11 protein-coding genes and 1 tRNA gene are annotated in these 12,510 nt (G+C 37.3%); 7 read left to right on the top strand and 5 right to left on the bottom strand.

The features are described from left to right. Positions 1-52: 52 nt before the first annotated feature. Positions 53-1,393 carry a carboxylesterase family protein gene (locus MUA88_RS10575; protein ID WP_262604112.1) on the bottom strand — a complete coding sequence of 447 codons (1,341 nt, stop codon included), beginning with the start codon at positions 1,391-1,393 and terminating at the stop codon, positions 53-55. 152 nt (positions 1,394-1,545) lie between these two features. Between MUA88_RS10575 and MUA88_RS10570 the strand changes: the two genes are divergently transcribed. The 3 genes from MUA88_RS10570 to MUA88_RS10560 all read left to right on the top strand — a co-directional run bounded on the left by MUA88_RS10570 (position 1,546) and on the right by MUA88_RS10560 (position 5,198). Next, the gene (locus tag MUA88_RS10570) at positions 1,546-2,442 is read left to right on the top strand and encodes a PLP-dependent cysteine synthase family protein (RefSeq protein ID WP_262604111.1); all 897 of its coding nucleotides are present in this window, start codon (positions 1,546-1,548) and stop codon (positions 2,440-2,442) included. A 3-nt stretch (positions 2,443-2,445) separates the two neighbouring features. Then, positions 2,446-3,597, top strand: coding sequence for a bifunctional cystathionine gamma-lyase/homocysteine desulfhydrase (locus MUA88_RS10565; RefSeq protein WP_262604110.1), 1,152 nt, complete (start codon positions 2,446-2,448; stop codon positions 3,595-3,597). Positions 3,598-3,992: 395 nt separating this feature from the next. Continuing rightward, positions 3,993-5,198, top strand: coding sequence for a LysM peptidoglycan-binding domain-containing protein (locus MUA88_RS10560; RefSeq protein WP_262605553.1), 1,206 nt, complete (start codon positions 3,993-3,995; stop codon positions 5,196-5,198). Between the two features lie 49 nt (positions 5,199-5,247). Here MUA88_RS10560 and MUA88_RS10555 read toward each other — a convergent pair whose 3' ends face one another. Continuing rightward, complete coding sequence (locus tag MUA88_RS10555) at positions 5,248-5,520, bottom strand: hypothetical protein (RefSeq protein WP_262604108.1); 273 nt, start codon at positions 5,518-5,520, stop codon at positions 5,248-5,250. Between the two features lie 293 nt (positions 5,521-5,813). On the opposite strand from MUA88_RS10555, the gene isaB reads away from it, so the two are divergent. After that, positions 5,814-6,341: an immunodominant staphylococcal antigen IsaB family protein gene (isaB, locus tag MUA88_RS10550; protein WP_262604107.1), complete on the top strand. Its 528-nt coding sequence runs from the start codon at positions 5,814-5,816 to the stop codon at positions 6,339-6,341. A 111-nt stretch (positions 6,342-6,452) separates the two neighbouring features. Here the strand turns inward: isaB and MUA88_RS10545 are convergent, their stop codons facing one another. Beyond that, positions 6,453-7,262 (bottom strand): YibE/F family protein, encoded by an 810-nt coding sequence (locus MUA88_RS10545; RefSeq protein ID WP_262604106.1) that lies wholly within the window; start codon positions 7,260-7,262, stop codon positions 6,453-6,455. Next, positions 7,259-8,335, bottom strand: coding sequence for a YibE/F family protein (locus MUA88_RS10540; protein ID WP_481906597.1), 1,077 nt, complete (start codon positions 8,333-8,335; stop codon positions 7,259-7,261). The genes MUA88_RS10545 and MUA88_RS10540 overlap by 4 nt, the downstream gene beginning before the upstream one ends. A gap of 209 nt (positions 8,336-8,544) precedes the next feature. Here MUA88_RS10540 and MUA88_RS10535 point away from each other — a divergent pair. From MUA88_RS10535 to MUA88_RS10525, 3 genes are all read left to right on the top strand, one after another. Next, a tRNA-Ser gene (locus tag MUA88_RS10535) sits at positions 8,545-8,637 on the top strand. A 524-nt stretch (positions 8,638-9,161) separates the two neighbouring features. After that, on the top strand, positions 9,162-10,790 hold the full coding sequence (locus tag MUA88_RS10530) for a poly(glycerol-phosphate) alpha-glucosyltransferase (protein WP_262605960.1): 1,629 nt from the start codon (positions 9,162-9,164) through the stop codon (positions 10,788-10,790). Positions 10,791-10,803: 13 nt separating this feature from the next. Further along, positions 10,804-11,040, top strand: coding sequence for a hypothetical protein (locus tag MUA88_RS10525; protein WP_262604105.1), 237 nt, complete (start codon positions 10,804-10,806; stop codon positions 11,038-11,040). Positions 11,041-11,208: 168 nt separating this feature from the next. Here MUA88_RS10525 and MUA88_RS10520 read toward each other — a convergent pair whose 3' ends face one another. After that, a complete protein-coding gene (locus tag MUA88_RS10520; RefSeq protein ID WP_262605552.1) occupies positions 11,209-12,507 on the bottom strand; it encodes an LLM class flavin-dependent oxidoreductase in 1,299 nt (432 codons plus the stop codon). Between the last annotated feature and the right edge of the window lie 3 nt (positions 12,508-12,510).

The following is a 12,510-nucleotide window of genomic DNA, read 5'->3' as shown; positions in this document are numbered from 1 at the left end:
ACAGAAAAACACTTTCGTTACGGTCTCTTTAAAACCGCAGCGAAAGTGTTTTTTATTGATATTGATAATATTTTTGTGGCAGTTGACTGGTATAAGCAAAAGTATATAAATCATGAATCATTTGTTGACTTAACTGTTCTTCGTGCTGAGTCACCATTGCACCCTGTGCTTTGATGATGTCAAGACGCCCAAACCAAAATAACACGTCTAATATATGATAAGCACTATGGTATAAAGGATGTGCTGAATGCGACCAGTCAAATAAATATGTGTAGACATCAGTATGTGGCTTCAATAATTTAACATAATGATGAAAAGGGCTATGAAAGTAATGTTGGGTAATATAGTCACGCTGTTGCTGGGCTGTCTCAATCTCATGGACGTCTGGTAAAGGGAGACCAGCACGTGAAATGACTTTTTGAAATTGAATGGGTGCTAACACTTTTTGTGCATTTTTAATATAAATATCGCCTTCTGATGTTGTGATACCCATCCATATGGGACATGGTAAAGGCGCATTTTGATGTATCGGCATTTGATTCGTTGTAACGGGTTGATAAAGGAGTTCAAGTCCTTTTGATTTGCCATATTGTGCTTGGTGCTGCCCCATAAGGTCTAGGATTGTCTCGGATGATAGTTCTTCCCAAGGTGTATCAGGTGCGACCTGTAACTTTAATGATTGAAATTCTTGTGCTTTTTGTTGTGCATGTTCAGCAGTATCCGGTTGTAGAATGCCGCTCATCAGTACGGCGTTACGTACCAGTGGTTGCACTTGTGGGAGTTGTAATAATGCTTGAATACTCATTGCCCCGGCAGACTGCCCTACCAATGTAATGTGGGTCGGATCCCCACCGAATGCAGCAATGTGTTCATACACCCATTGTAAGGCACATATTTGATCGGATAGTCCGTTATTACTGTCCCATGTCTGATTGAGAGCAGACCAGTCTAAAAATCCCAATGCACCTAAGCGATAATTACATGTGACAACAATAACGGGTTCCTGCTTGACGATTGCTTCGGGTTGATAGAGGTCTTGTGCGCTGTGCCCGTTCACAAAGCTGCCACCATAAAAGTAGAGCAAGACAGGTAATGGCCTTTGATGGCGACTTGAATTTGGACGCCAAATATTGAGCGTGAGACAGTCTTCATTCTGTTCATAAGATGATTGATTGGCAGAGAAAAACGCTTCTAATGTGTTGGGTGGTTGGACGGGGACAGCACCAAAGGCACGTGCATCACGAGTCCCTTCCCAACGTTGGGTCCAAAGTTCGGCATGGCGAAAGCGCCGTTTACCAATAGGAGGAACTGCATAAGGAATGCCTTTGAAGACATCGAAGTCTTTGTTATGTATACCGTGAAGTTGTCCGAGTGATGTTTGAACAATGACCATAAGATTTACACCTTCCTATCATTAAAAAATGCGTTCATTTTGCTTATAAATAGTGTAACTGATATTTGCTATGAAGTTTATAGATTGAAATATTTAAAAACATCACATATAATTCTTATTGTTCAACTAGGTTTTATAAAGGAGTCCATGATGTGAATACGATAGATTTAATTGGTCAAACACCGTTAGTACAATTAAAACATTATAGTACAGAAGACGTCCGTATTTTTGCGAAGTTAGAGATGCACAATCCTGGAGGTAGCATTAAGGATAGGCTTGGTAAGTATTTAATTGAGCAGGCAATCACGCGTGGTGACTTACAACGTGGTGGTCGATTAGTAGAGGCTACAGCGGGTAATACGGGTATCGGTTTAGCACTTGTTGCGACACAGTATGATATTGAATGTGTGATTTTTGCGCCAGAAGGTTTTTCTGAAGAGAAGATTGAAATTATGCGTGCGATGGGTGCAACGATATATCGTACACCTCGATCAGAAGGCATGCTTGGTGCACGTCAAGCAGCACAAGACTACGCGCAAACAGAAGGTGCCTATTACACAAATCAATTTGAAACATTAGATAACCCAGCAGCGTATAGAGATACATTAGCGCAAGAATTGTTGGTGGCTTTACCATCAATGGATTACTTTGTAGCGGGTGCGGGATCAGGTGGTACGTTTTCAGGTGTGTCAGAAATACTTCAAAAACAAGGTGTCAAATCTGTAGTCGTTGAACCAGAGGGCTCTATTTTAAGTGGTGGCAAGAAAGGAAAACATGATACAGAAGGCATCGGTGTCGAAGTATGGCCGCCTTTCTTGGATGCATCGTGGATTGATCGAGTAGAAGTTGTATCCGATGAATTGGCCTTTCGTCATGTTCGCGAATTAGCTAAAAATGAAGGATTACTTGTAGGGAGCTCTTCAGGTGCTGCCTTAGAAGGTGCATTGCGTGTGGCTAAGCGCATAGAAAAAGGAGATATCGTTGTTGTATTTCCAGACGGTAGCGACCGTTATATGTCAAAACAAATATTTCAATATGGAGGCGTTTAAGCTATGAATAAAAAAACATTACTCATTCACGGAGGTAAGACAACAGATCCTTACACAGGAGCCGTGACAACACCAATTTATCAAACAAGTACATACGAGCAAGATGGCATTGGCTCTCTTCGTCAAGGCTATGAATATTCACGTACGGCCAACCCAACACGTACAGCATTAGAATCTGTGATTGCTGATTTAGAACATGGGAAACACGGCTTTGCATTTGGATCAGGCATTGCGGCAATTAGTGCAGTGATGATGCTATTAGATCAAGGAGATCATGTGATTGTAGGTTCAGATGTCTATGGTGGTACATACCGTGCGATGACAAAAGTATTTGAACGTTATGGTATTTCATTCGACTTTGTGAATACGACAGATGTACAAAACATTGCAGATAAAATTCAAGACAATACAAAAATGGTATTTATTGAAACACCATCTAACCCGTTATTACGTATTACAGATATCCGTGCAGTCAGCGAATTAGCACATAAGCATGAATTGCTTACAGTTGTAGATAACACATTTATGACACCTTATTTCCAAACACCATTAACATTAGGTGCAGATATTGTATTACACTCTGCAACGAAATACTTAGGTGGCCATAGTGATGTTGTAGCAGGGCTTGTCGCTGTTTCAGATGATGCGCTTGCAGAACGCATTGGTTTCATTCAAAACTCTACAGGTGGTGTTTTAGGACCACAAGATAGCTATTTAGTTGTACGTGGTATGAAGACGCTTGGTTTACGATTAGACCAAATTGAAAAAAATGCACTTGCTGTCGTGTCTATGTTAGAAGAACATCCAAATGTAGCGAAAGTATATCATCCAAGTCAAAAAGATCACTTGAACTACGATGTGCATCAAGCACAAGCAGAAGGGACGCCAGGTGTTGTCTCATTTGAAGTGGCAGATGTCGAACAAGCGAAACAATTAGTGACAGATACACGCTACTTTACATTGGCGGAAAGCCTTGGTGCGGTAGAAAGTCTTATCTCTGTTCCAAGCTTAATGACACACGCGTCTATTCCTGCAGATATCCGTGCAAAAGAAGGTATTGCGGATGGATTGGTTCGTTTATCTTTAGGTATTGAAGATACAGAAGATTTAGTAGCAGACTTGAAACAAGCATTAGATGCATTAACAGCGAAATAATGATTGAATACAAAGTTGAGGAGCACAGGTTAAAGATGCTTCTCAACTTTTTTGTGCTGTGTCATTTGTTATTGCTACATAGTGAAAAATATAAATGATATCGTGTGGATATATTTTGGGGAAATAGTGGTGAGGCGTTTAGGAGACTGACGCATAATAATGATTTATTGACATGTTTTATAAAAGTTTTTTACGTCTAGTCTACTTGGTTAGAGGGTGAGAGTGCTTATGATCAAGAAACTGCTAATGGGTGTTTAATTGCTGCACACCTTCCTTGTTACAAATAAGTCAACAGTATTTTGTAATATGAATGTCATATAACTGGTATGTATTTTGACATATGTGACGTGTATAATGTAAAAATGTAAAAAGTTATCGTTAAGGAGAGAGAGAGCGTGCGAAAAAAATTAATTGCAGCCGTTATCGGTACATCAGCAATTTCAACAGTGGCTGCAGTGAGTGATGCAGAAGCAGCAACTTATCGTGTGCAAGCAGGCGACTCACTATGGTCTATTGCTACCAAACACCAAATCAGCATTGCGCAGTTGAAGTCATACAATAATTTGAACTCAAACTTGATCTTCCCTAATCAAGTGTTAAAAATTTCGGGTGGCAGCACAACAGTTCGTCAGACAAACCAAACGAACAATGTAACATCTAATACATATACTGTTCGCAGTGGAGATTCACTAGCAGCAATTGCTGCACGATATGGTACAACATATCAAAATATTATGCGATTGAATGGATTGAACAATTTTTGGATTTATCCTGGGCAGCAACTTCGTGTAAGTGGTACAGCTACGACAAATCAAACAACATCAAGTCAAAACACTGCTAATACAGCTTCAAATTCATCATATTATACGGTACAACCAGGAGATTCACTAGGATTGATTGCGTCAAAATATGGTACGACATATCAAAATATTATGAACTTAAATGGTTTAAATAGCTTTTTAATCCATCCTGGTCAAAAACTACGTGTAAGTGGGACGGCAACAACAAACCAAGCAACTTCAAATCAAAATGCCAACACTGCTAACACAACTTCAAATTCATCGTATTATACGGTACAGCCAGGGGATTCATTAGGATTGATTGCGTCAAAATATGGCACGACATACCAAAACATTATGAACTTGAATGGTTTGAGTGGATTCTTAATTTTTCCTGGTCAAAAATTAAAAGTGACAGGTACAGGAATGGGTGCACAAACGCAAACACCAACAACTGCGACGACAACATATGGTTCAACATCAACATTCAATCATAGTAATTTATATGATTGGGGACAATGTACATGGCATGTGTTTAATAAACGCCAAGCAGCAGGACGTGGCATTAGTACATATTGGTGGAATGCCAATGTATGGGATGATAATGCGGTGAGAGACGGATATACAGTCAATTATCAACCAGCTGTTGGTGCGATTTTACAATCAGATCTTGGGTATTATGGGCATGTAGCATATGTGGAACGCATCAACGGAGATGGCAGTGTTCTCGTATCAGAAATGAACTATAGTGCAGGTCCGGGTGTATTGACATATCGTACAATTCCAAGCTATAGCGCAAATTCATTTAAATATATTCATTAAAACAAAAAGCAGTAAATCCTTAAAATGAGTGGATTTACTGCTTTTAACGTTATTGGTTCTTAATTGCCTTGTATTTCTCAGCTTGTGCGCGTAATTGACGACTAAGTGAAAATAATGACCAAGCTTTAACAGCCTTGTTCTTAGCACCGAATGAAAGATAGAAGTCGATTAACATATCAGCGGCACCAAGTCCTAATGACAAGTAACTTAATTGTTTGTTTTTTGAGCGGTAAACATAACGATTATAACCGTCTAATGCGATTGTTGCACCAGATAATACTGTAGACAGGATACTTAATCCTTTTTGAGATTTTTTAGCCATTTTAATGACACTCCTTATCCGTAATCTTGAATATATTATAATATATATCCTTTTTTCAACATTGTACACATAGATGCTACAATTTTTACTATAAAACGACTGTTTATGACGTTAGCTATTGAATTGCGTGTATTATAATAGTGAGTTTGTTACTATTGAGATAGGCGTTGGAGACAATATGTTTAATCAGAATGATTTCTTGAGATAGTATATCGTCAGTGATATGATGGGAAATGCATTTTAATAACTTAATGCATCAAATCAAATTTAAAGTAAGAAAAGGAGTGATTCAAATGAATAAATATATGAAAGTACTTGTTGCGACAGGTGTTTCAGCAGGATTGTTATTAGGTGGTGTTACACTTTCGGATGTGACAGACCAGACTGCACAAGCTGCGAAAGAAGAATCACAAAAGCCATATTATAATTATAAAGGGACATTCAACCATAAAGAAAATGATGCTTTGAAAGATAAATATTTCTATCAAGCACTTGCTGCAGATAATTTTAAATATGAAGGTTTAAAAGTAGGCCAATCAACAAAAGCTGATATGGATAAAGTGTTGGGTAAAAATGTGAAAATGATTGGCACGGAAGCTGGTATCTCATATTATGAAACAAATGATGTGATTCTAGGCTTTGATAACAACCAAAAACTTGTAGATTTGGTTCTTAAAGTTGAAAAAATTAAAGACAGCCAAAAAGATATTCAAGAACATGTTGATAGACAAGAATTTTATGATGCAGATACAACACAAGTAGCCTTCTTCCCAGATGAAGTGATAGCAATTACTGCAAAAGATCGTGTTGTGACAGAATAAATATATGAATAAAGATCACATTGAGATTGAGACAAAAGCTTGTTTTTAGGACACGACATATCGGTTTCCTAGAATACAAATTGAAGATGTCTGAATCCCTATGTGATCTTTTTATTTGTCATTTTTTGTGTGTTGCGCTATAGCCGATTGAGTAGGTTGATTCATAAATGGTGTGCGGTGCTTAAGTAGCCACGCTGTAATAAAGGCAGTAATAGGAATACATATTGCAATAGCAATGCCGCCAAGTGCGATAGTAATCACTTCTTGACTGAAAAGTTTTGTGTTAATTAAATGGCCTAAACGATAATCTAAGTTGAAAAACCAAAATAGTAATGTTAAAGAACCACCTAGAAAAGCAAGGTAGATGGTATTAGCTGAAGTTGCTAAAATTTCTCGACCCACACGCATACCTGAAACAAATAGTTGTCGTTGTGTTAATGACGAATTGGTTAGATGTAATTCATAAACAGGTGAACTGATAGTGATCGCCAAATCAATGACCGCAGCAATAACTGCTAATATGACGGTAAATATCATAAACTGAGTCATATTGATGCCGATATTTAAGGAATAAACATAGGTTTCATCTTGTTCTTCAGGTGTAAAGCCTTGCAAATGACCAACTTGCACAGAAAAATAAATAGCGCCTAGCATGAGTAGTGCCGTTATAATACTGGCAATAAAGGCGGCAATGGTTTTGATATTGACACCATTGAGCAAGAAAAGGTTCACTGCTGCAATCAAAAGGCTAAAGATTAGGCTCATCATATAAATGGGTGCACCAAAGACGATGAATAATAATGTTATAAACAAAATAATAAAGTTTAAAAAGAGTGTTAAAAAAGAAACAACCCCTGTTTTTCCACCAAAAAGACTCATTAATATGAATAGGATGACCATGAGTATAAAGATAGCATTCATGAGATACGTCCTCCTTTCCAGTGGTACCAAATTTGCATTAAGAGAATTGTAAGTGGCACAGTCAGTACGATACCAATCCCTCCTATAATGGCACGACATATTTCAAGTGACCAATTCATGGAAATACTATATGTTAATGTATTGCCATTTTTTAAAAATAATAACAACATGGGTAAACTTCCAGCTAGATAAGAAAAAAGTAAAATATTTGTCATCGTCCCCATGATATCTTTACCAATATTTTGTCCTGCCTTGATCCAACGTTGTGTTTGAATGTTGGGTGTGCGCTGTAAGATTTCATACATGCCACTAGAAATCGTGATGGCTACATCCATAACAGCACCGAGTGTCCCCACAAGAACAGAGGTTAGAAAAATCATTTTAGGTTGGACTGTTAAAAAACTCATTGTTTCGTATTTTATTCCCTGACTATTGGTGGAGGTAATCACAAGCCATGCGATGGCTACGCATATGAATGTACCAAGTAATGTGCTGACAATGGTGACAATTGTACGTGATTGCCAACCAGTGACGAGTGTGAGTGTTAAAATGGTTGCAAGCACGATAGCAAAACTCATTAAAAGAAACAAATTTAAGTTAGGGTACTTGTTATATATCCAGACAGCGACAAGGATAGCGCCTGTATTCATAGCGAGTGAAAGGACAGATTGGAAACCAATTCTTTGACCAATAATCAGTAAAGATAGTATGAATACACTCAATATCGTTACAACAAGGGTATCTCGTTTTTTCTCTACAATATAAGCTTCTTTTGTTGAGGGATTGATGTGCAGTAGCAGACGGTCTCCTGTGTGATAGGGTTGCGCCTCGGTGTGAGAGCCATTATATTGATGTTCGACTTTGACAGTCGTCCCTTTTTGATTTGTGTTCAACAATTTGATAGATAGCTGATCTGTGTAGTGCATATCTTTATTATGTTGGGCATTTAACGTTTTTTTACTCTGATGTGAGTTGATTTTTGTCACTTCTCCAATAGGAACTTGATAAAACGAAGCATTATAATATGTGAAACTAATCAGCGCGATTGTTAGTGCAAGGCAGACGCCAATCATAACATGCCATGGATTTTGGAGTAATCGCTGAATCAATAGAAGTCTCTCCTTTTGTGAATGAAATACGATAGAATAAAATAAGCGTAGCCTAGTGAGCAATGAATCGCAACCGCTAAGGGGTAAGGGGAGAGAAATTTCGAAAAAACTTTTAAATTTATGTTGACATTAGATAAGGTATATTATATTATGGTTCTTGTGTTCGATGACATGGAGGAATACCCAAGTCCGGCTGAAGGGATCGGTCTTGAAAACCGACAGGGGCTTAACGGCTCGCGGGGGTTCGAATCCCTCTTCCTCCGCCATTAAAAGTAAAATCCAAGACTAATAGATAAAAGAACTGGATGATTCCAGAACAAAAAAAGAAGTTTCTCATAATGATATGAGAAACTTCTTTTTTTGGATTCTTTACCTTTTGTGGTGGGATGGGGCTGAGACATAGTGCTCAGCGTGTTCCTTTTAAATATGGAAATCAGTATCATGTAGTAGATGTCTGAAGTAAAAAACATTTTTAAAAACTTCTAGTGACCTTGCAGGAGTGGGATGACGAAATCTTTATAGTGACAAAGATTTCTGTCCCACTCCCTTTTTTGATTGGAAGCAAAAAACTGTATAGATAACAAACTATTTTGAAATACTAAAAATAACCTCCTTATAAATATTTATTATCAAATTATTAAAATAGAAAATAATGATATATATTCAATTTAATGCTTAATAAAGGAGTTGAATATTTAGGTTTCTATTTGTCTTCTGCTTATTATTAATAATTGCAGAAATCTTAAAATACTTGTAAAGTATAGTAAATGGGTTTAAAAGGAGAAAAAGTATAACGTTAGAAAATAATATTCGAGAACTTGTTGAGAAGATTGAACAAGAAGGGCTAGCCTATGATTATGTTTTTATTAGCTTAGGGGTCCCTGATACAAAAGCCCAAGTCAATCTTTTTAAAAATCGTCGTTATCTTGATCGAGATATTTATAAGTTCTGTCAAAAATTTAGAGCAAAAGTGGGTAAGTTTCCGCAATGGATCAAAGTGGACATTGTTACAGAAACTAAAGAAGTGTTGTTCGATGACGTTGTAGAAGAACTGGTTAAAACGCGTCGAAACTACGTAGATTTTGGTATTGCATTAGATAAAAATTGGCATTTAACGTTCTTGCCAGAAGAAATCAATGCCAATGCATTTGTTCGTCCTGCAAAAGGAACTTCAAATATGTATTTCTCGGAAGAAAATGTTAATAATTATTTGAAGAAATATACGGGACATCATAGAAAGTTCAGAATGGCAGACTATAAAGGCCAAATGATTACAAAATTTTATGCGCGGGGATTTATTTTCGATGGAGAGGGTGTTTATGCACTTCACAACAAAGGTTATCAAAAGAATTTACGTCAAATAGATGATTTGAATGAAGAGATGGATCGTTTAATTGTGCATAGCACGAAATTTTTAAATAGCATGTTGGAACCTAATGGCCGATATATTTATGGCTATTTCCCACATTTTGATAATAAGATTAACTTCTATAATATGTTGCGTCATTTGTCATCAACGTATTCATTGATAGAGGGATTGTCTTATTTAGGAGAAGATTTCTCACCTGCTGAACGTGCGATTGAATATGTCATTGATCACTATATGATGACAGATGAGACAGGTGCTCAATTTGTCTTTGATGATACGGAACAAATCAATGAGATTAAGTTGGGACAAAATGCTGCGTTTATTTTTGCAATATGTGAATATCTAAAACACGGTGGCAAAAATACGCACTATTTAAAACACGCACAAGGTGTTGCGGAAGGTATATTAAAGATGATTGATGCATCAACAGGGGAAACGGTACATATTTTGAATTATCCAGATCTCTCGGTTAAAGAAAAGTATCGTATCGTTTACTATGATGGAGAAGCAGCACTTGGGTTATTGCGCCTATATCAACAGGATCATGATGAACGTTGGCTCAAAACTGTTCAAATATTGTTTGAGCATTTCATCAAAAATGACTATTGGAAATATCATGACCATTGGCTTGGCTATTGTACGAATGAATTGGTTCAAATTGTACCGGAAGAGAAATATTTTAGATTTGGTATCCAAAACGTCAGCTCACATTTGGATTATATGAAACAACGAGAGACGACATTCCCAACATTTTTAGAGATGTTAATGGCAACCTATCATCTTGTAGAAAAGGCGAAAACATCAGGGTATCAATATTTAGTTGATGAATTATTGGATGAAACAAAATTCATAGACAAGATTCACACACGTGCCGATTATGAGCGTACGGGCTTTTTCTATCCTGAAATTGCAATGTATTTTAAAAAGCCGAGTCGCATTGTGAATAGCTTTTTCATCAAACACCATGGTTATCGCGTAAGAATTGATGATATTCAACATTATTTGTCAGGATATATTCAATACCAACATGTGTTTAAGAAAGAAGGATAGGGAGATCATTGATATGCAAGATGAAGTGAAAAAAACAGATGTTGTCTCTAATGAACATGAAGATATTAATAAAGAGATTGAAGCGGAGTTATTAGCCTATTTGGAAAATGGTGAAGAGGAACAGAAGGAAGAAAAGAAAAAATATAAATCTGCGTTGTTTATTACAATGTTGATCATGCTTATTTTGTACTTAGTGAGACTCAGCAATAAAATATTTTTTATTTATGCAGGATTATTTTTACTGAGATGAAGGACCGTGTATTGAGGTTTGGGAATAAATAGCAATGAATCTATAAATGAGTCTTTTCTGATGTATTTTGATTTATACTAAAATGCAAAAATGAAGATTTTTAATATGATATGCACCCCTAAAAGTGATGTTTACAATCTCGATTTTAGGGGTGCGTTATTTTAATATTTAAAGGTTTAAATGTCCACGGAATGTTTGACTCGTGTACCTTTCACGATAAAGACCGCGACGTTGTAGTTCGGGTACTACAAGTTCAATAAAATCTTCAAGACTATGAGGAAGTGTAGGTGGCATCAAATTAAAACCATCTGCCACACCTTCATCAAACCATTGTGCCATTGTATCCACAATATCTTCAGGTGTTCCAATAAGTGTAAGATGGCCACCTCCTGCATTTAGATAGCCGAGTAATTCACGCACTGTTGGATCTTTGTCTCTGATAATTGTCAGGATGGTTTCGTATCGCCCAATAGGTCCCGTGAAATCTTCAATCGGTGGTAACTCAGGCACTTTATCATCAATATCCCATGCAAAACAATCTTGTTGGACGAAGGAGCTAAGCTGTTCCAAAGCTGTCTCAATAGGTAATGCGTGGTCTAAAGCGTGTTTTTTGGCCATTGCTTCTTCGCGTGTTTTCGCAACATATGTCACAAGACCTGGAAAGATTTTGATATGACGTTTTTCACCATTTTTAGCAAGTTGTTTGTCAAGTCGTTGGCGAAATTGTCGTGCTTGTTGAATATTCCAAGATACAGAATAAATGGCTTCTGCATATTTTGTAGCTAATGCAATGCCTTGAGGTGAAGCACCTGCCTGCATGGCGACTGGTTTCCCTTGTGGACTAGCAGGTGTCGTTGAAGGTCCCTTCACGTTAAAGTGCGTGCCGTGATGATGAAATGGTTGAATCATATCTGAATGAATAACTTGATTGTCGTCGCGTGAGTGGATGAAAGCTTTAGTATGCCAAGATGTGAAGAGTTGATTCATCACTTTGGCAAATTCATCTGCTTTAGCATAACGTGATTCATGATTAGGTAAAGCAGATATACTGTGATTTTGAGCTTCTAAATCAGTCATAGATGTCACAAGATTCCAACCAACACGACCACCTGTGACATGATCTAAACTCAGAAGTTGTCGAGCAGCTGTGAATGGGTTAGAAAAAGTACTTGAGATTGTTGAGACTAAGCCGATGTGTGCTGTCACTTGTGATATTGCGGTCAAATTGACAATAGGATCAAACCAAAAGGCTGGCAGTGCTGTATCTGTTTTGGCAGGGAAAGATTGGTTATCGGCAAAGAAGACAGCATCAAGTAAACCGCGTTCAGCAAGTTGTGCTAATGATTGATAGTAGCGTTTATCGCCGAGTCGTTTGATTGATGAATCTGGCATACGCCAAGCAGCTTGATGATGACCACATCCATAAATTAAGACACCTATATTCATTTGTTTGACTTTTGTTGTCATGAG

Origin of the sequence: Staphylococcus sp. IVB6240, assembly GCF_025558425.1 — a bacterium.
Lineage (GTDB): Bacteria > Bacillota > Bacilli > Staphylococcales > Staphylococcaceae > Staphylococcus.
Note: the sequence above shows the minus strand (reverse complement) of the source record. Positions and strands in the feature narration are given on the sequence as shown.

Coding starts and splice junctions, on each gene's coding strand:
- MUA88_RS10565 (WP_262604110.1), top strand. CDS start 2,446: ATGAATAAAAAAACATTACTCATTCACGGAGGTAAGACAACAGATCCT.
- MUA88_RS10520 (WP_262605552.1), bottom strand. CDS start 12,507: ATGACAACAAAAGTCAAACAAATGAATATAGGTGTCTTAATTTATGGA.
- isaB (WP_262604107.1), top strand. CDS start 5,814: ATGAATAAATATATGAAAGTACTTGTTGCGACAGGTGTTTCAGCAGGA.
- MUA88_RS10545 (WP_262604106.1), bottom strand. CDS start 7,262: ATGAATGCTATCTTTATACTCATGGTCATCCTATTCATATTAATGAGT.
- MUA88_RS10540 (WP_481906597.1), bottom strand. CDS start 8,335: ATGATTGGCGTCTGCCTTGCACTAACAATCGCGCTGATTAGTTTCACA.
- MUA88_RS10575 (WP_262604112.1), bottom strand. CDS start 1,393: ATGGTCATTGTTCAAACATCACTCGGACAACTTCACGGTATACATAAC.
- MUA88_RS10525 (WP_262604105.1), top strand. CDS start 10,804: ATGCAAGATGAAGTGAAAAAAACAGATGTTGTCTCTAATGAACATGAA.
- MUA88_RS10555 (WP_262604108.1), bottom strand. CDS start 5,520: ATGGCTAAAAAATCTCAAAAAGGATTAAGTATCCTGTCTACAGTATTA.